The following is an 18,102-nucleotide window of genomic DNA, read 5'->3' on the forward strand; positions in this document are numbered from 1 at the left end:
GTGACCGAACCCGGCTGCGAGCCCCTGGCCCACGGCGAGGACATCGCCCCGCACTTCCACGACTTCGGTCAGCTCAGGTACGCCGCCTCCGGCGCACTGGTCACCACGACCCGGGCCGGCACCTGGGTCGCGCCGGCGAACCGCATCACCTGGGTGCCGCCGTTCCACGTCCACAGCAGCCGTTCGCACGGCGAGACCGAGGTCCGGCTGCTCCGGGTTCCGGCGGCCCTGACCGGGCAGCTGCCGGCCGAGCCCTCGGTGTTCGTGGCCGGCGCGCTGATGCGCGAGGCGTACCTGGCGACGAACACCGAACCTGCGGGCAGTCCCCGCGCCCGGCTGCTGCTGGAGGTCGTCATCACGGAGCTCCTCCGCGCCCCGCGGGAACCCCTGCGCCTCCCGGAGCCGGACGACCCGCGCCTCAAGGCCGTCACCGATCTGCTCCACGCCGATCCGGCGAGCCCGGCGACCCTGGCCGAGCTGGGCCGCCGGACCGGCTCGAGCGAACGAACCCTCAGCCGCCTGTTCGGCCGCGAACTGTCGATGAGCTTCCACCAGTGGCGCACGCTGCTGCGCGTTCAGCGGGCCCTGCTCGAACTCTGCGCGGGCACCTCGGTCACCGACACGGCGACGCGATTGGGCTGGGCGAACCCGAGCAGCTTCATCGACGCGTTCACGGATCTCGTCGGCCAGACACCCGGCCGGTACCGCGCCGCGACGCGGGCAGCCGGCTAGCGGCGCCCCAGGCCGCGGATCAGCACCATCACCGTGTCCCGGACCTCGGACCGCGTCCGCTGGGGCCCGAACACCTGCCAGTCCAGCGCCACCACCAGCATCGTGCCGAACAGCCCGGCCGCCGCCGTCGGGATCTGCACTCCCTCCGGCAGCCGGCCCGCCGCTTCCAGCCGGGACAGCTGCTGCTTGACGATCGAGATGATCTCCTCGCGCAGCAACGACAACGTGCCGTGCCACTGGCCCGGGGTCCGCCACAGCTCGCTGACCAGGATCTGCGAGAACCCCGGGTACTGCGCGATGAATTCCAGCGTCGTGTCGACCTGCGCCTCGATCACGTCCAGCGGGTCCGCGTCCGAAACCGCGGCGCGCAGCCGGAGCGCCAGCATGTCGACGCCGTAGCGCAGCAGCGCGTCGACCAGGCCGTCCTTCGACCCGAAGTTGTAGTACACCGTGCCCTTCGCGACGCCCGCCGCCGCGGCGATGTCGTCGACCGTCAGGCCCACCAGGCCGCGGCTCTTCGAGAGCTCCAGGGTGGCCTCGAAGAGCTTCTGCTTGGTCGCGCCGCTCACAGGCTCAGCTCGGGCTTGAGCGCGGACACCGTCCAAACGCGACGCTTGCGCGCGGCCAGCGTCGAGACCAGGATCCCGCCCGCGAGGTAGGCCAGCAGGACGCCGATGTCGCCGAGCAGCTGCCCCGTCGGGGCCCCGCTGTAGAACAGGTGGCGGAAGCCGTCGATCGCGTAGCCCATCGGCAGCACGATGTGCAGCGGGTACAGCGCGTCCGGGATCGTCTGCCACGGGAACGTGCCGCCCGCGCTGACCAGCTGCAGCACCAGCAGCACCAGCCCGAGGAACTTGCCGACCGCGCCGAAGAACGCGTTCAGCGCGTGCACCACCGAGGTGAACGTGAGCGACACCAGCACGGCGAACCCGATCGCCTCCAGCGGGTGGGCGATGTGGATGCCGACCAGCCACGTCACCGCGCCGAACAGGACGATCACCTGCGCGGCGCCGAGCAGCGCCGAGGACAGCCAGCCGCCGACGGCGACCCGGAACGGTGCCGCGCCCGCGGTCAGCGCGCGCGTCGAGAGCGGGCGCAGGATCAGGAACAGCACGAACGCGCCGATCCAGGTGGCGAGCGAGATGAAGAACGGGGCCAGGCCCGCGCCGTACGTCCCCGCCGACGCGTCGCCGCTGGCGTTCACCGCCACCGGGTCGGCGATGGTGTTGGCCGTCGCCGAACGGGTCGGGTCGTCCGGGTTCGGGATCTGCTTCAGCCCGGCCGCGAGCCCGTCACGCAGCTTCACCGCGCCGTCCGCGAGCTGGTTCGTGCCGTTCACGGCCGTCTTCTCGCCGTCGCTGAGCTGCGAAGCGCCGTCACGGAGCTGGTTCGCGCCGTCGGACGCCTGCGCGATGCCGTTCGCCAGCTGCGGGGACGCCGCGGCGAGCTTGGCCGCGCCGTCGGACACCTGGCGGGCGCCGTCGGCCAGCTTCGCGAGGTCGCCGTTGGCCTGCTGGATCTTGCCGTTGGCCTGGTCGACGGGGGAGCGCAGCTGGTCGGCCTTGGCGAGGATCGCCTGCACCTGGGCGTCCGGTACGCCCGCGTTGCGCAGGTCCGTCTCGAGCTGGCTGCGGTAGGAGTCGAGTTTGCCCTGGATGTCGGACGACGCCGTGGCGGCCAGCGAGGCCGCGTCGGCGACCTTCTGGTTGCCCGCGGCCACCTGCGAAGCGCCGTTGGCGAGCTGCTGCGTCTGCGAGGGCAGGTCCGCGGTCGCGCTCTTCAATGTGCCCAGACCGGTCGCCAGCGTCGACGAGCCGTCCGCGAGCTTGGCGGCGCCGTCGGCCAGCTGCTGCTGGCCCGACTTGAGCCGGGTGGCGCCGTCGGCGAGTTGTGCCGCGCCCGTCGAGGCCTCCTGGATCTTGCCGTAGATCGTGGAGAAGCCGACCAGGAACCGGTCCGCGGCCTCGCTGCCGACCTTTTCCGCGATCGTCTTGCGCACCTGCTCGGCGACCTGCTTGGCGATCGTGCCGGACAGGTAGTTGTTGGCGTCGTTGGTGGTCAGCGTGATCGTCGCCTGCTGCGGCTGGAAGTTGCCGACCGACAGCAGCGCGGCGGAGAAGCCGCTCGGGATGCCGATGGCGAAGGAGTACTTGCCGTTGCGGACGCCGTCGCGGGCGTCCTGCTCGGACACCTCGTGCCACTGGAAGGTGCCGGACTTGACCAGCTCGTCGGTCACCTCGCGGCCGACGTTGCGCTGCTGGCCGCTGGAGTCCTTCGCGCCGGTGTCGCTGGTGAAGACCGCGGCGGGCAGCTTGTCGAGCCGGCCGTACGGGTCGTAGTTCGCGTAGAGGTAGAAGGACGCGTAGAGCAGCGGCACCAGGACGAGCGCGACCAAGGCGAGCTTCGGCAGCGTGCCGGTGGAGAGGCGGCGCAGCTCGTTGCGCGCGATCCGGAAGGCGTTCATGCGGGGTCTCCGTCAGTGCTCGCGGTGAGCTCTTCGGTGGGTTCGGGTTCGGGGGAGGGCTCGGGGGCGTGGTGCCGCGGCTCGGGCTGCTCGGTGGCGCCGATGAGCGCGGGTGTGAAGGGCAGCGCGGACAGCGGGGTGGTCGCGGCCAGCACGACCACGGCGAAGCCGCGCTCGGCCTGCTCGCGCGCCAGCCCGGCCCAGCCGTCGACGTCGCTCGTGTGGCGGTCCGGGGTGTCGAGCACCAGCACGCGCACGCCCTTGCGCTCCGCGGCCAGCTCGGTGAGCAGCCGCGTGCGCAGCGCCGGGCCGAGGTTTTCGAAGCGCGTGCCGGCGAACGGCGCGGCGTCGTGCCCGGCGAGCCAGCGGGCGACGTCCTCCTTGCCGGCCGGGCGGTGGGCGAGCGCCAGCTCTTCGCCGACGACCACGCGCAGCGGCAGGGCCTCGTCGGGCTCGCTGACGCCGGGCGCGTCGACGACCGCGACGAGCTCGGGCAGGCCCGCATCGGCGCCCTCGGCGTGCACCGTGCCGGTGGTCGGCTTCAGCCGCCCGGCCAGCGCCAGCCCGAACGCCGTGACGCCGACGCCGGGTTCGCCGTGCACGATCGCCAGGTCGCCCTCGCCGACGGTCAGCGAGGTGGGCGGTAACAAGGTGCCGTGGTGCCCTTCGAGGGACACCCGATCGGCTCGGACCTGCACGGTTTCTCCCGCTTCGAGAACTTTTGAACTGACCGGTCAGTTCAAAAACTAGTCCCGGCGGAGGGGTGGCGGCAAGATCACCGGACGCACGTCACACTGGTGAGTGGCTCACCGGGTCGTGGGTCAGCGCAGTGCCGCCGCCGGGCGCACCTCCCAGGTCGTCCACAGTGGACGATAACCCTGCCGGTGCCAGAACACCGAGGACAGCGGGTTGGTCGGGTTGTAGTAGAGGTACGTCCGGGTCGCGCCGCCCCGGCCCAGCTCCCGGTGCACGTGCGCCATCAGCGCCCGGCCGAACCCGCCGCCGCGCTCGCCGCGGGCCGTCACGACGTTGTTCACGTACCCCCAGCGTCCGGCCGGGAGCAGCTCGCCCGCTTCGCTGCCCGGCAGCGCGTCCACCCACGCGCAGTGCGCGAGCGCGCGGATTTCGCCGTCCTCTTCGGCCAGCCAGACCGCCGGCTCGTCGTCGTCGAGAGCGTCCCGCAGCGACGGCGCCAGCAGCTCGGCCGTGTTGTCCCGGCGCGGCGCGGCGACGAGCCCGGTGTAGTCGAACGTCGTCACGGCCAGCTCCAGCGCCGCGCCGAAGTCGTCCGGCCCGGCCCGGCGGACGGCGACGCCCGGTTCGGGCCCGTCCGGGGGAGCGGTGCGCACGCCGACGGCCGAGAGCGGGACGAGCCCGTGGTCGAGGAAGGCGCGGATCGCCTCGGCGTCCCGGCTGGGCCAGACGACCACGCACGCCGAGTCGTCGCCGGTCTCCTCGCTCTCCAGGCGGCCCTTCAGGGCGCGCAGCAGGAGGTCCACCCCTTCGGTACCGGTGTCGCCGAAGTACGGGAACAGCTGCCAGGTGTCGGCGGCCGACCACAGCATCGGGACGTCGCCGGGCGCGAGCCGGTGCCGCTGCAGCACCCCGGTGACCTGCGTGCCGTCCGCGGTAGCCGCGTCGAGGCGCTCGCCCTCGGCCGGTGGCGGCGCGGGCGGCAGCAGCGCGTCGACCGCGGCGAAGCGCGCCCGGTGCGCCGCGAGCAGCGGCTCGGCGATGTCCATGGTTCCCCCCTGGAGAGCGTGCGGTCAGGACCAGGCGGGACGCCGGATCCACATGGTCCACAGTGGACGATAGCCCTGCCGGTGCCAGAACACCGGCGAGAGCGGGTTCGCCGGGTGGTAGAACAGGAACGTCCCGCGCACGTCCCGCCCGAGCAGGTCGTCGTGCGCCACCGCCATCAGCGCCCGGCCCACCCCGCCGCCGCGCGCCGCGGGCGCGACCGACAGCGTGTCGACGTACCCCCAGCGCCCCGGGAGCAGCCGCCCGTGGAGGCTGTCGCCCGGCGCCGGCGAGGCGAGCGCGCAGGAGGCCATGCCCGCCGGCACGCCGTCGTCCTCGGCGAGCCAGACCAGGCCGCTGAAGCGCAGGGACCGGACGACCTCCGCGCGCAGCAGCGGCCGGGCGCCCGGCCGCGGCACCGCGGTGCCGACCAGCGACGTGTAGCGCCACTCCGCCAGCCGCAGCTCGGTCAGCGCTTCGACGTCGCCCTCGCCGGCGCGGCGGACGGTCACCCGGGCGGGCCCCGGCCCCTCGGGCACCGTGGCGGCCCGCACCGCCAGGCACGTCATCGGCGCGAACCCGTGCGCCAGCAGCACCGCCGACGCCTCGGCGTCGCGGCTCGGCCAGGTCAGCGTGCAGCCCGAGTCCGGGCCGGGCCGCGTCCCGCGCAGCCGGTCGCGCCACGCGCCCAGGAGCGCGGCGAGGCCCGCCGCGCCGCTGTCGCCCGGCACCGCGGTCAGGTCCCAGATCTCCGACGGTCCCCACAGCGCCGGCCACGACCCCGTGGCGTGCTCGACGTGGGTCAGCAGCCCGCCCGCCTTCCGGCCGCCCGCCGTCGTCAGCAGCGGCTCGTTCACCGCCGGCGGCGCCGCGATCGGCGGGAGCAGCGGGTCGAGCGCCGCGAAGCGCGCGTTCTGCTGCGCCTCCAGGGAGTTCACGAGCGGTGGGTGCGGAAGATCGCGGTGCCGGGGAAGAGCCGGCCGCGCAGCGGGCTCCACTGGCCCCAGACCCTCATGTGCCCTTCGGGCCACTCCGGCTCGACCAGGTCGGTGAGGGTGAACCCGGCCGCGGCCAGCGCGCGGACGTAGTCCCCGAGGGTGCGGTGGTACTCGACGTAGGTGGCGGTGCCGTCGTCGTCGACCTCGACGTACGGCGTGCGGTCGAAGTACGGCTGGGTGACGGTGAGGCCCTGCGGGCCCGGGTCGTCGGGGAAGATCCACCGCATCGGGTGAGTCACCGAGAACACCCACGGCGCGCCGGGCCGCAGCACCCGGTGGACCTCGGCGAAGACGGCGTCCACCGACGCCACGAACGGGACCGCGCCGAAGGCCGAGCAGGCCGCGTCGAAGCTGCCGGAGGCGAGCGGCAGGTGCTCGGCGTTGGCCTGCACCAGCGGCACGGCGAGGCCGGTGCGCTCGTTGCCCGCCCGGGCGTGGCGGAGCATGCCCGCCGAGAGGTCGGTCGCCACCGCGTGCGCGCCCTCGCCCGCCAGCCAGCGCGAGCACGCGGCCTGCCCGCAGCCGACCTCCAGCACGCGCTTGCCGCGGACGTCGCCGAGCAGCCGCGCATCGGCCTCCCGCACGCCCTCCGGGCACCAGACGAAGTCGGCGTCGCCGAGGAACCCGCCGTGCTCGGCCTGGTAGTCGTCGGCGTCGGCGTCCCACCAGGCGAGGTTGGCCGCCGCGGCTTCGGCCCCGCCGACCTCGCGGTAGGCGACCGCCGTGGTGCCCAGCCGGTGCTCGGCGGCGTCGTGGCGCCCCGGCGCGGACGGCTCCTCCGGTGGCATGATGGTGTCTCCGGTCCCGGTGGCCTGCCCGGCGTTCATAAGGCTCGCTCCACCTGCGTCCTCGTGCCTGCGGTTTGCTTCCGCGAGGACCTTAGCGATCGAGGGGGACCCTGATTGTGCCGCCTAGCGACTGCCGCGTAGGATAAGTGTTAGCGCAGTGGGTTCGCGCTGCCTTCCGCTCAGCTTCTGGTTGGGACTCGGGTCGCGCACCGTATGCGGGGTCATGCCGCGGTCGTTCACTGGTGGACGTTTGCTCGCAGGGTCGTCGCATGCTCCCATCGCGCCGACAACTGCCAACCCTCGATTCCCATCCACCGGAGCAACCCGCCTAATGACCACCGACACCGCCACCGCCCCGACCGCCCCCACCGGGCCCCAGCAGGTCGCCATCAACGACATCGGGTCGGAGGAAGACTTCCTCGCGGCGATCGACAAGACGATCAAGTACTTCAACGATGGCGACATCGTCGAGGGCACGATCGTCAAGGTCGACCGCGACGAGGTCCTGCTCGACATCGGCTACAAGACCGAGGGTGTCATCCCCTCGCGTGAGCTCTCCATCAAGCACGATGTCGACCCGGCTGAGGTTGTCACCGTCGGCGATGAGGTCGAAGCCCTGGTTCTCCAGAAGGAGGACAAGGAAGGCCGTCTGATCCTGTCCAAGAAGCGCGCGCAGTACGAGCGCGCCTGGGGCACGATCGAGGAGCTCAAGGAGAAGGACGAGCCCGTCAAGGGCACCGTCATCGAGGTCGTCAAGGGTGGCCTCATCCTGGACATCGGCCTGCGCGGCTTCCTCCCCGCGTCGCTGGTCGAGATGCGCCGCGTGCGCGACCTGCAGCCGTACGTCGGCCGCGAGCTCGAGGCGAAGATCATCGAGCTGGACAAGAACCGCAACAACGTGGTCCTGTCCCGCCGCGCCTACCTCGAGCAGACCCAGTCCGAGGTGCGCAGCGAGTTCCTCAACGCGCTCGCCAAGGGCCAGGTCCGCAAGGGCGTCGTGTCGTCCATCGTCAACTTCGGTGCCTTCGTGGACCTGGGTGGCGTCGACGGCCTGGTGCACGTCTCCGAGCTGTCCTGGAAGCACATCGACCACCCGTCCGAGGTCGTCGAGGTCGGCCAGGAGGTCACGGTCGAGGTCCTGGACGTCGACATGGACCGCGAGCGCGTCTCGCTGTCGCTGAAGGCGACCCAGGAAGACCCGTGGCGCCAGTTCGCCCGCACCCACGCGATCGGCCAGATCGTGCCGGGCAAGGTCACCAAGCTCGTCCCGTTCGGTGCGTTCGTGCGCGTCGAGGAGGGCATCGAGGGCCTGGTGCACATCTCGGAGCTGGCCGAGCGCCACGTCGAGATCCCGGAGCAGGTCGTCCAGGTCAACGGCGACGTCATGGTCAAGGTCATCGACATCGACCTCGAGCGCCGTCGCATCTCGCTGTCGCTGAAGCAGGCGAACGAGGGTGTCACGCCGGACACCGAGTTCGACCCGACCCAGTACGGCATGGCCGCCGAGTACGACGCCGAGGGCAACTACATCTACCCCGAAGGCTTCGACCCGGACACCCAGGAGTGGCAGGAAGGCTTCGACAAGCAGCGTGAGGAGTGGGAGCGCCAGTACGCCGAGGCGCACACTCGTTACGAGGCCCACATGAAGCAGGTCCAGAAGGCCGTCGAGGCGGACGCCGAAGCGGCGGCCGACGCGGCGACCGGCATCGAGGGTGGCGCGGAAAGCTACACCTCGGGCTCGGCCCCGGCCGACTCCAAGAGCAGCGGTGGCACCCTCGCCTCCGACGAGCAGCTCGCGGCGCTCCGCGAGAAGCTCTCCGGTGGTGCGTGAGCCGTAGTGCTCTGAGCTAGACCACGAGACCCCCGGTCCACTTCGGACCGGGGGTCTCGTCTGTCCGTCAGCGGTTGCGCAGGCCGAGACCGGTCATCATCGCCGTCACCGCCTGGCGGTACATCTGCTCGTGCGCCTCTTCGGTCGGCGGGATGAACCAGTCGGGCAACGGCGTCCGCGAGGCCAGCATCAGCTCCGCGCTGACCAGGCCGTGCATAGCCGTCCACAGCTGGTAGGCCGTCGAGCGGGCGTCCGCACCCGGCGGGCACACCAGGCTGACCCGGGCGATGAACATGCTGAACGTCGTGCGCAGCACTGCCGACCGCAGGGCCGGGTCGGGGTCGAAGCCGGGGACCGGGCGTTCGAACATCAGCCCGTAGCGGGCCGGGCTCTCCCGGGCGAAGCGCCGGTATTCGAACGCCAGGTGCAGCAGGTCGCCGACACCGTCCGGGCTCGACGGCGGCAACCCTTCCAGCAGCTCCCGCAGCGAGTCGAAAGTACGTTCGTACAGGGCGTCGAGCAGGCCCGCGCGGCCGCCGAAGCGGGCGTAGACCGAGAGCGTGGACGCGCCGGCGGCCTCGGCCACACCGCGCACGGTCAGGCCGGTGACACCCCGGTCCAGCAGCACGGACAGCGCCGCGTCGAGGTGGCGCTCACGGCTGCCCTGTTCGGCCGGGCGCGTCGGCAAATGCCTGGTGGCCACGGCGCACCCCCTTTGCAGCAGCCGGGCGCAAGCGGCGTCCGGGTGACCCATCCGCAGCAGAAGATACGATATCCGCCCCGGTCTTGGGAATGCGCAGGATGTCCGGATGTGCTCCCGTCCCGGGGAGGACGGACACCGATGAACCTCCCCCAGCCCGGCACGGTCGTAGTCACGGCGACCGGCGGCGGCACCTACACACAGCAGGTCACGACGGCGACGCACACGCTGCTCGTCGACGAACCCGTCGCGGTCGGGGGCGCCGACGCCGGTCCGAACCCGTACGAGCTGCTGCTCGCGTCGCTGGGCACGTGCACGGCGATCACGCTGCGGATGTACGCCGACCGCAAGGGCATCCCGCTGACCGGGGCGACGATCCGGCTGCGGCACGACCGCATCCACGCGGAGGACTGCGAACGCTGCGAGACCGAGCGGGGCATGCTCAGCCGGATCACCCGCGAGATCGAGCTGGACGGCGACCTCGACGACGACCAGCGGGCCAAGCTCATGCTGATCGCCGACAAGTGCCCGGTGCACCGCACGCTGTCCTCGGAGATCGTGATCGAGACCCGCGAAACCGGCCGCTGAGCGGCGGTCAGGCAGCCGTCGCGCGCGAAGCGCCGACCTGGGAAGCGCCCCAATGTGGCGTTGGGTGCGTTGGGCGCACCGAACGCCACATTGGGGCGCTCGTGGCGAGACCCGCGAAACCGGCCGGTCAGGCGGTCAGGCGGCGCGCACGGTGACCACGGCCGGGCCGCTCGGGCGGACGGCCGGGACCCAGATGCGCTCGAGGGCGGCCGCGCGGGCCTTGCGGCGGAGACCCGCGAAGCTGTGCTTGGCCGGGACCAGCAGGGCGCTCAGCCAGGTGCGGTGGTAGTCCGCCAGCGCGTCGGCCACCGGGCGATGGACGACGCAGTGCACCAGCCCCGGCGTGCCGAGCCGGTGCCTTCCGGCGTGCTTGCTGTCCGCCATCGTTCCTCCGCGTGGGCGACCTCGTCGCGCGCACCGTACGCACTGGCGGCGGGGAAGGTGGGTAAGCAACACGGCGTGTCCGGATATCGGTTGAGTCACGCGTCACGATCGGCTTGCGGATCGCCCGGTTGTCTGCATCGCCGACGTCCGGACGGACGCGTGACTAGGGTGATCGGCATGTTGCGTGTGGGGCTGACGGGTGGGATCGGGGCAGGCAAGTCGACCGTGGCGAACCGGCTCGCCGAACACGGTGCGGTGCTGGTGGACTCCGACCGGATCGCGCGGGAGGTGGTCGAGCCCGGCACCGAGGGGCTGGCCCGGCTCGTCGAGGAGTTCGGCACGGAGATCCTCGCCGCGGACGGCTCGCTCGATCGGCCCGTGCTAGCCGCGAAGGCGTTCGCCGACGACGAATCGCGGCGCCGGCTCAACGCCATCGTGCACCCGCTGGTCGGTGCCCGCACCGGGGAGCTGATGGCCGCCGCGAAGCCGGACGCGATCGTCGTCCACGACATCCCGCTGCTGGTCGAGAACGGGCTCGCCACGGCCTACCACCTCGTCGTGGTCGTCGACGCGCCGGTCGAGGTGCGGGTGCGGCGGCTGGTTTCGGCGCGCGGGATGGCCGAGGAGGACGCGCGGGCGCGGATCCGGGCCCAGGCGAGCACCGAGCAGCGCCGCGCCGTCGCGGACGTCTGGCTGGACAACGGCGGTGCCGAAGACGCCGTGCTCGCCGAGGTCGACGCGCTGTGGGCGGACCGGCTGGTGCCGTTCGAGGCGAACGTCCGGCTGCGGCGGCCGCGGCCGCCGATGTCGCCCAGGATCGCCGCGTACGACCTCACCTGGCCGGCGCAGGCCGAGCGCGTCCTCGCCCGGGTCCGCGCCGCGGCGGGGGAGCTCGCCCGCCGCGCCGACCACATCGGGTCGACGGCCATTCCCGGCCTGCCCGCCAAGGACGTCCTCGACCTGCAGCTCACGGTGTCCACTTCGGACGACGCCGAAACGCTGCGGGAGTTGCTGTCCGACGCGGGCTTCCCCCGGCTGGAGGGCGACTGGTACGACGATCCCCAGGACGGCGGCGAGCCGTGGCCCAAGTGCCTGCACGTCGGCGCCGACCCGAAGCGGCCGGTGAACCTGCACGTCCGGTCCGTGGAGACGCCCGCGTGGCGGCTCGCGCTGCTCTTCCGCGACTTCCTGCGCGCGAACCCGGACGAGCGCGACGACTACCGCGACGTGAAGCTGCGGCTGGCCGAGGCGCACGCCGCCGACGGCACGGTCGAGGCCTACGCCGACGAGAAGCAGGACTGGGTGAACGCCGCGTTCGGCCGCGCGGAGAAGTGGGCGGCGGCCACCGGCTGGACGCCTTAGGCCTTCATGTCCTTCAGCCGCGGCCAGATCTCGGCCCAGCTCGCGGTCCGGCCGGTGAGCTGCCAGACCGGCATGTGCTCGCTCGCGTTGCGCACGCCGAGCCGGTTGCCGACCTCTCCGACGATGTGCGCGTCGCCGAAGTACTTCGCGAGCTTCGACGGGTCGTAGCCGACGAAGAGCACGGTGCCGGTGTCGTCGGCCGGACGGCCGAAGTACCAGAAACCCCGGCTGGGGCTGTACGCCTCGGGCAGCCCGCGCTCGGGCCCGTACCGGCCGAGAGCACCGGCCTGCCAGTAGCCGCCGGTGACGATCGCCGTCCCGGGCGGCGCTGTCCGGTGCAGGGCGGCGACGTCGTCGGCGAGGTCCGGCCAGCCGATCTCCTCGGCGGCGTAGGCGGGCCGCGGCAGGTCCGGGTGCTCGACGAGCCAAGGCGCCGGCCAGACCGGCAGCGTGAACGGCAGGCTGAACAGGGCGGACACGACGAAGACGGGCCAGGTCGGCACCCACCGCCACCACAGCGCCGGCTCACGAGCCTCCAGGTGCACGGCGGCGGCCGCCCACAGCACGCCGAACATCCCGGCCGCGTAGTAGTACCGCCCGTTCGCGACGAGGAAGACCGCGACGACGCCCAGCGCCGTCCAGCCGAGGAACCGGTAGGGCCGCAGCTGCTTGCTCCCGAGCAGCACGGCGACGCCGTAGAGCACGCCGAGCGCGCCGATCACCCAGCCGGCGCCGGCCAGCAGGTTCGGGACGAAACTCGCCCGGCCACCGGCCGCGTCGACCTCGGCGCCGACCGCGTCCCCCATCCCGAGCTGCGGCCAGCCGTTCGCGCGCTGCCACAGGAGCGTGGGCACCAGCGAGACGGCGGCGATCAGGGCACCGAGCCACAGCTTCGGACGGCGCAGCGGTTCGCGGGGGCCGAACACCAGCACGGCGAGCGCGGCCACCACCCAGAAGGCCGCGATGAGCAGCTTGTCGTTGAGCGCCACCGCTGTCACGACACCCAGCCAGACCAGCAGGTTGTCGTTGCGGGTGCGGACCCAGCGGACCAGCAGCCACAGCACGAGCGTCCACAGCGGCGGGTCGATCGTCGACGTGGCGAGGTAGTGGCCGCTGCCGACGAACTGCCCGCAGATCGCGTACGCGGCCGCCGCGCGGGCCTGCGCCTTGCGCCCGCCGCCGAGTTCCCGCGCGATCAAGGCGGTGACGACGACCCCGGCCGCGGTCGCGGCGATCGCCGGGAGCCGGAACACGGTGAGCGAGCCCGGCGCGAGGGTGTTCATCGCCCAGGCCAGTGCCGGTACCAGCGGTGGCTGGTCCGCGTAACCCCACGCCAGGTGCTTGCCCGCGGCCAGGAAGTACAGCTCGTCGCCGAAGTAGCCGTAGCGGCCAGCGGTGAGCAGCAGCGCTGTCGCCGTTCCCGCCGCCAGCAGCAGGACCGGGAGGCGGGCGAACGGCGCCAGCTCGGCTTTCGCCTGGTCGGGGGCCGTGGCTACGCCGTCCATCGTGCTCCTGTCCCTGCTCGGCGCCCGGTCTTCCCGCACCCTACGTGCCGAACGCCGGGGCCACCGTGTGGCAGGCGGCGGGGGCGACGGCGCTCACATCCGGTTCGGCACGCAGGGCGCGGGTATCCGGGAACTCTTCGACGGAAGCGGGAGGATGCGGGATGTGTCGTCTGTTCGGTTTGTCCGCTGCGCCACAACGGGTTCACGCCACCTTCTGGCTGCTCGAAGCCCCGGACAGCCTGGCCGCGCAGAGCCGGCGGGAACCCGACGGGACCGGTCTCGGGGTGTTCGACGCGGAGGGTGCGCCGCGGGTCTGGAAACAGCCGCTCGCCGCCTACGCGGACGAGAAGTTCGCTTACGAAGCCAAGCAGTGTGAGTCGGTGACCTTCCTCGCGCACATCCGCTACGCCTCGACCGGTGGTGTCGAACCCCGGAACACCCATCCGTTCACGCAGCGCGGCCGGCTCTTCGCCCACAACGGGGTGATCGGCGACCTGCCGGCGCTGGAAGCCCGGCTCGGCGGCTACCGGGACCTCGTCGAAGGCGACACCGACTCGGAGCGGTTCTTCGCCCTCGTCACCCGGGAGATCGACGAGCACGGCGGTGACGTCGGCGGCGGGATCACCGCCGCCGCCCGGTGGGCCGCCGAGCACCTGCCCGTCTACGCGCTCAACCTCGTCCTGACCACTCCCACCGAGCTGTGGGCCCTGCGGTACCCGGACACCCACGACCTGTGCTTCCTCGCGCGGGCGCCGGGCGGGCCGCACGGTGACCGCCACCTCGAACACGCCAGCGCGGCCGGCCGCATCCGGGCGCGCTCCGGGCCGCTCGCGCACCACCGCGCCGTCGTCGTCGCCAGTGAGCGGATGGACGAAGACCCCGGCTGGCAGGACCTGCAGCCCGGGCAGCTGCTGCACGTCGGGCCCGGCCAGGTCGTCACCCGCCGGACCGTCCTCGAACAGCCGCCGCGGCACCCGCTCACCCTCGACGACCTCGGCACGCACGCCGCCGCGTCGCAGCAGGGCGGGTGACCTCCGATTCCTTTCGGGGCCGCTCGATGTCCATGACTTCGGAACCGGCGTCACGCCGCCAACCGAAGGAGTGAGTCCCGTGTCCGACTTGAAAGCCCACGCCGACCTGCTGCGCGAACTCCACCACGGGAAGCCGCTCGTGCTGCCGAACGCCTGGGACGAGGCCAGCGCCGAACTCGTCGTCGAGGCCGGGTTCCCGGTCGTGGCGACCTCCAGCGCCGCCGTGGCCGACGTCCTGGGCCACCAGGACGGCGAAAAGGCGCCCTGGCGGGAAATGTTCGCCGCCGCCGCGCGGATCGCGGCCGCCGTGCCGGTTCCGGTCACCGTGGACGCCGAGGCCGGCTACGGCCTCCGGCCGGACGAACTGGTCGACCGGCTCCTCGAGGCCGGGGCCGCCGGCTGCAACCTCGAGGACACCGACCACCGGGCCGGGGGTCTCGTCGACGCCGCCGCGCAGGCCGATTGGCTGGCCCGGGTGCGCGCGGCCGCCGACGCGTCCGGCGTCCCGCTCGTCGTCAACGCGCGCATCGACGTGTTCCTGCCGGCCGGCGGGATTCCCGAAGAAGCCCGGCTGGCCGAGGCGATCCGTCGCGGACGGCTCTACCGGCAGGCCGGCGCCGACTGCGTCTACCCGATCGGAATGGCGAGCCGTGACGACCTCGCGCGGCTGATCGCGGGGCTGCCGGGGCCGGTCAACGGCAACACCGGCGCGGAACTGGACCTGGGCACCCTGGCGGCGCTGGGGGTCGCCAGGGTGTCCTACGGGCCCCGCTTCTACCGCGCGGGGCCGGCGCAGCTGCGCGGCGCGCTCGAAACCCTGCGCCGGACCGGATGACCGGGCGGCCCGTCGACGAGGGGGTCCTCGCCACGGCCCTGGACTACGCGGTGACGTCGGCGGCGGGGATCGGGCTCGCGGATCTCCGCCGCCCGTCGGCCTGCGCCGGCTGGACCGTGGCGGACGTGCTGGCCCACCTGACGGAGTCGCTCCGGTGCCTGGCCACGTCGCTGACCTCGGGCGTCGTGCCGGGCGTGGCCGCCCGGCCCGCCGGGCCGATCACCGCACGGACGCTGAGCCGAGGACTCGGCCGCGCGGCGGTCTCGTTCGCCGCCGCGGCCCGCGATCCGCGGGGGCGGCGCTCGGTCGCCGTCGACGGCCTGCCGCTGCCCTGTCACCGGCTGATCGTCGTGGGCGCGCTCGAGGCGGCCGTGCACGGCTGGGACATCGCCCGCGGGCCCCTCCCCGGCGACCTCGCCACCCGGCTGCTCGCCGCGCTGCCCCTGGTCGTCGACGACACGACCCGGCGCGGGGTGTTCGCCGACCCGGTCGCCCTGCCACCGGGCCGCCCGGCCGGGGAACGCCTGCTCGCGGCGCTCGGCCGCGAACCGATTCCTTTCGCCGCCCGGTGATGTCCAATGGACAGGACCCACGAACAGGGAGGGTGTCGTGTCTTCGGAGACGGTTTCGCGGACGGGAAGCGCAGGGTGGCGAGACGAGTTCGACGCGCTTCGCCCGGCCCTGATCGCGCACTGCTACCGGATGACCGGCTCGTACCACGACGCCGAGGACGTCGTCCAGGAGACCTATCTCAAGGCGGCGCGCGGGGTGGACGCCTTCGAAGGGCGCTCGTCGGTCAAGACCTGGCTCTACCGGATCGCGACCAACACCTGCCTCACCGAGCTGAACCACCGGAACCGGCGCGTGCTGCCCGCCGGGCTCGGCGCTCCGGCGCACGATCCCGACGCCCGCGTCCACGGCGAAGACTCGCTCGCGTGGCTCGAACCGCTGCCGGACGCCGTGCTCGGTGATCCGGGCGACGTCGTCGTGCTGCGCGAGTCGGTGCGGCTGGCGCTGATCGCGGCCCTGCAGTACCTGCCGGTGCGCCAGCGCGCGGCGTTCCTGCTCCGGGAGGTGCTGTCCTGGTCCGCCGCCGAGATCGCCGACGCCCTCGGCGTCAGCGTTCCCGCCGTCAAGAGCCTGCTGCAACGCGCCCGCGGCCGGCTCGACGAACTGGATCCGGACGGCCCGCCGCCGCGGCCGCCGGATCCCGGCGCCGAGCGGGCGCTGCTCGACCGGTACATCGCGGCCTTCGAGGCCGCGGACGCCGCCGCCATCCGCGCGGTCGTCCAGGACGACTTCAGCCTCGAAGCCGTGCCGCACGCCGTGTGGTTCAAGGGCGTACACGTGTGCCTGCCGTTCCTGGAGCGGTACGCCTTCCCGGCCGGCGGGACCGTCCGGCTGCTGCCCACGCGGGCCAACGGCCAGCCGGCGGCGGGCAGCTACCGGCTCGGCGCTTCGGGGATCCTGCGTGCCGAGAGCCTGTGGGTCTTCACGATGACCGGCGACCGCTTCTCCCGGGCCGTCAAGTTCCCCGGCCAAGGCCTCGTCACCGCCGCCGGCCTGCCCGCCCTGCTCAGGCCCGCATCAGGATGAAGTCGCCGTGCCCGCCGTAGCCGAGCACGTCTTCGGCGTACTGGGTGCCGTCGAAGGTGGTCAGCCACCAGCGGCCGCCGATCCGGACGAGCATCGGGTGCGGGATGTTGGTGCCGTACGGGGCGTTCAGCGTGCCCAGCTTGCGCAGCCGCAGGTCGTAGACGGGGTATTCGCGGGCGTTGCCGTCGCTGGCGAACAGGTACCACCGGCCGCCGACGCGCTGCAGGATGGTGCCTTCGGTCTGGGTGACCGACGTGTCGGCGCCCAGCAGCGTCAGGCCCTGGTCGTAGCCGGCGCCGGCCGGTGCCGCCGCCAGCGCGGGGTGGAACACGAACGACGGCTGCTGCGCCGGGCTTTCCACGAACGCGATGTGCCAGCGGCCGTCGATCTTCGTCAGCGCGGGGTCCCAGGAGCTGACGCTCGTCGGCAGCGGGAGCTGTTCGGTGGGCAGGACGTGCACGCCGGACAGCACGTCGGCGCGGGTGACGGCGTGGCGCACGTGCACGCCGGTGAAGGCGAAGTCGCCCCAGGAGCTCATGAGCAGGATGAACCGGTCGTGCTCCTCGTCGCGGACGATCTGGCCGGCGTGGTCGCCGAGCACGACGCCGTCGCGGGCGAAGAACAGCGTCGCCACCTGCTCCAGCTTCGTCGGATCGGCCAGGTCGAGCGTCCACACCGCCCAGTGCGCCTGCTGGAAGAAGCCGAGCCCGGCGTTGGTCATGGTCAGGTAGAGCTTGCCGTGGTGGACGTAGGGCCGTCCGTCGGCGTACTGCACGACGTGCGGATCCCGGACGCCGGCCTGGCCGAAGTAGCCGGCCTGGACCCGGCCGAGCCGCGCGGGCCCGCGGCCGCCGTAGGCGTAGGACAGCTCGCCCAGCACCGCGGGGTCGCGCAGGTCGATCCGCGCCCGGACCCCGTCGCGTTCGGTCAGCAGCGGCCGCCACCCGGCGCCCGTCTCGGCCAGGACCGTGACCGCGTTTTCGTTGACCACCACGGCGAAACCGAACGGCGCCGTCAGCTTCGCCGCCGTGGTCTTGACCACCGTGGTCCCCGCGGGCGTGGTGATCTCGATGCCGGCTTGCCCCGCGGCGTCGTCGTAGGTGCCGAGCACCGAGACGCCGTTCCCGGCCAGCCCCGCGACGACCCGGGTGCCCGGTGCGGCCACCTCGACGGTCACCGTCCCGTAGGGGGCTTTCGGCCGGTTTCCGGTCTCGACCAGGGCGCCGGGCCGGGCCCGGGTGTCGACCTGGACGAACTTCGGGGCGATCAGGGCGAACGGCCGGAACTGTTCGTCGATGGTGAACTTCAGGTCCAACGGGCTCGTGCCGGCCGCTTCGGCAGAGCCGCCGAACAGCCCCGCCGTCACCCCCGTCACCCCCAGCACGGTGAGCGCGCGCAGCACTTCGCGTCGGTCGAAGTCGGAATCGGTCACCTGGGAACCTCCGGCAGCTTCTACTGGCGACAACGTTGTCAACGGCCCGGGCAGGCGGCTCGCGGCTGAACCGCCGGAGCCGTCACCGTAGGGCCCGGCGAGAGCCGTCCGCAACG

18 protein-coding genes are annotated in these 18,102 nt (G+C 72.9%); 8 read left to right on the forward strand and 10 right to left on the reverse strand.

Annotated elements, in window-relative coordinates; genetic code table 11:
- Complete coding sequence (locus AB0G28_RS10645) at positions 1 to 732, forward strand: helix-turn-helix transcriptional regulator (protein WP_361085982.1); 732 nt, start codon at positions 1 to 3, stop codon at positions 730 to 732.
- Here the strand turns inward: AB0G28_RS10645 and AB0G28_RS10650 are convergent.
- From AB0G28_RS10650 to AB0G28_RS10675, 6 genes are all read right to left on the reverse strand, one after another.
- Positions 729 to 1,301, reverse strand: a complete 573-nt coding sequence (locus tag AB0G28_RS10650; protein ID WP_361085985.1) for a TetR/AcrR family transcriptional regulator — start codon at positions 1,299 to 1,301, stop codon at positions 729 to 731. The genes AB0G28_RS10645 and AB0G28_RS10650 overlap by 4 nt on opposite strands.
- Positions 1,298 to 3,196, reverse strand: a complete 1,899-nt coding sequence (locus tag AB0G28_RS10655; RefSeq protein WP_361085988.1) for a YhgE/Pip domain-containing protein — start codon at positions 3,194 to 3,196, stop codon at positions 1,298 to 1,300. Before AB0G28_RS10655 ends, AB0G28_RS10650 begins: the two co-directional genes overlap by 4 nt.
- Positions 3,193 to 3,894, reverse strand: coding sequence for an ABC transporter ATP-binding protein (locus AB0G28_RS10660; RefSeq protein WP_361085991.1), 702 nt, complete (start codon positions 3,892 to 3,894; stop codon positions 3,193 to 3,195). The genes AB0G28_RS10655 and AB0G28_RS10660 overlap by 4 nt, the downstream gene beginning before the upstream one ends.
- Positions 3,895 to 4,017: 123 nt before the next feature.
- Entirely contained in the window at positions 4,018 to 4,938 is a 921-nt protein-coding gene (locus tag AB0G28_RS10665; protein ID WP_361085994.1) for a GNAT family N-acetyltransferase, read from the reverse strand.
- Between the two features lie 24 nt (positions 4,939 to 4,962).
- Positions 4,963 to 5,874 carry a GNAT family N-acetyltransferase gene (locus tag AB0G28_RS10670; protein WP_361085997.1) on the reverse strand — a complete coding sequence of 304 codons (912 nt, stop codon included), beginning with the start codon at positions 5,872 to 5,874 and terminating at the stop codon, positions 4,963 to 4,965.
- On the reverse strand, positions 5,871 to 6,722 hold the full coding sequence (locus AB0G28_RS10675; RefSeq protein WP_361086286.1) for a class I SAM-dependent methyltransferase: 852 nt from the start codon (positions 6,720 to 6,722) through the stop codon (positions 5,871 to 5,873). Before AB0G28_RS10675 ends, AB0G28_RS10670 begins: the two co-directional genes overlap by 4 nt.
- Positions 6,723 to 7,053: 331 nt before the next feature.
- Here AB0G28_RS10675 and rpsA point away from each other — a divergent pair, with 331 nt between their 5' ends.
- The gene (gene rpsA, locus AB0G28_RS10680) at positions 7,054 to 8,553 is read left to right on the forward strand and encodes a 30S ribosomal protein S1 (protein ID WP_003098851.1); all 1,500 of its coding nucleotides are present in this window, start codon (positions 7,054 to 7,056) and stop codon (positions 8,551 to 8,553) included.
- A 67-nt stretch (positions 8,554 to 8,620) separates the two neighbouring features.
- Here rpsA and AB0G28_RS10685 read toward each other — a convergent pair whose 3' ends face one another.
- Positions 8,621 to 9,256, reverse strand: coding sequence for a TetR/AcrR family transcriptional regulator (locus AB0G28_RS10685; RefSeq protein ID WP_361086000.1), 636 nt, complete (start codon positions 9,254 to 9,256; stop codon positions 8,621 to 8,623).
- Between the two features lie 138 nt (positions 9,257 to 9,394).
- On the opposite strand from AB0G28_RS10685, the gene AB0G28_RS10690 reads away from it, so the two are divergent.
- The gene (locus tag AB0G28_RS10690) at positions 9,395 to 9,841 is read left to right on the forward strand and encodes an OsmC family protein (RefSeq protein ID WP_361086003.1); all 447 of its coding nucleotides are present in this window, start codon (positions 9,395 to 9,397) and stop codon (positions 9,839 to 9,841) included.
- A 135-nt stretch (positions 9,842 to 9,976) separates the two neighbouring features.
- Here the strand turns inward: AB0G28_RS10690 and AB0G28_RS10695 are convergent, their stop codons facing one another.
- Positions 9,977 to 10,225 (reverse strand): hypothetical protein, encoded by a 249-nt coding sequence (locus AB0G28_RS10695; protein ID WP_361086006.1) that lies wholly within the window; start codon positions 10,223 to 10,225, stop codon positions 9,977 to 9,979.
- A gap of 177 nt (positions 10,226 to 10,402) precedes the next feature.
- On the opposite strand from AB0G28_RS10695, the gene coaE reads away from it, so the two are divergent.
- Entirely contained in the window at positions 10,403 to 11,587 is a 1,185-nt protein-coding gene (gene coaE / locus AB0G28_RS10700) for a dephospho-CoA kinase (protein ID WP_361086009.1), read from the forward strand.
- Here the strand turns inward: coaE and AB0G28_RS10705 are convergent.
- Positions 11,584 to 13,092 carry a glycosyltransferase family 39 protein gene (locus tag AB0G28_RS10705; protein WP_361086012.1) on the reverse strand — a complete coding sequence of 503 codons (1,509 nt, stop codon included), beginning with the start codon at positions 13,090 to 13,092 and terminating at the stop codon, positions 11,584 to 11,586. The genes coaE and AB0G28_RS10705 overlap by 4 nt on opposite strands.
- Positions 13,093 to 13,253: 161 nt before the next feature.
- Between AB0G28_RS10705 and AB0G28_RS10710 the strand changes: the two genes are divergently transcribed.
- The 4 genes from AB0G28_RS10710 (at position 13,254) to AB0G28_RS10725 (ending at position 16,554) form a co-directional block, all read left to right on the forward strand.
- Complete coding sequence (locus tag AB0G28_RS10710; protein WP_361086015.1) at positions 13,254 to 14,123, forward strand: class II glutamine amidotransferase; 870 nt, start codon at positions 13,254 to 13,256, stop codon at positions 14,121 to 14,123.
- Positions 14,124 to 14,202: 79 nt separating this feature from the next.
- Complete coding sequence (locus AB0G28_RS10715) at positions 14,203 to 14,958, forward strand: isocitrate lyase/phosphoenolpyruvate mutase family protein (RefSeq protein WP_361086018.1); 756 nt, start codon at positions 14,203 to 14,205, stop codon at positions 14,956 to 14,958.
- A complete protein-coding gene (locus AB0G28_RS10720) occupies positions 14,955 to 15,530 on the forward strand; it encodes a maleylpyruvate isomerase family mycothiol-dependent enzyme (protein ID WP_361086021.1) in 576 nt (191 codons plus the stop codon). The genes AB0G28_RS10715 and AB0G28_RS10720 overlap by 4 nt, the downstream gene beginning before the upstream one ends.
- Before the next feature lie 37 nt (positions 15,531 to 15,567).
- Positions 15,568 to 16,554: an RNA polymerase subunit sigma-70 gene (locus tag AB0G28_RS10725; RefSeq protein WP_361086024.1), complete on the forward strand. Its 987-nt coding sequence runs from the start codon at positions 15,568 to 15,570 to the stop codon at positions 16,552 to 16,554.
- On the opposite strand, the gene AB0G28_RS10730 is transcribed toward AB0G28_RS10725, so the two are convergent.
- Positions 16,535 to 17,986, reverse strand: coding sequence for a hypothetical protein (locus AB0G28_RS10730; protein ID WP_361086026.1), 1,452 nt, complete (start codon positions 17,984 to 17,986; stop codon positions 16,535 to 16,537). The two genes, AB0G28_RS10725 and AB0G28_RS10730, sit on opposite strands and share 20 nt — an antisense overlap.
- Positions 17,987 to 18,102 lie beyond the last annotated feature (116 nt).

The organism is Amycolatopsis sp. NPDC021455, assembly GCF_040640995.1.
Lineage (GTDB): Bacteria > Actinomycetota > Actinomycetes > Mycobacteriales > Pseudonocardiaceae > Amycolatopsis.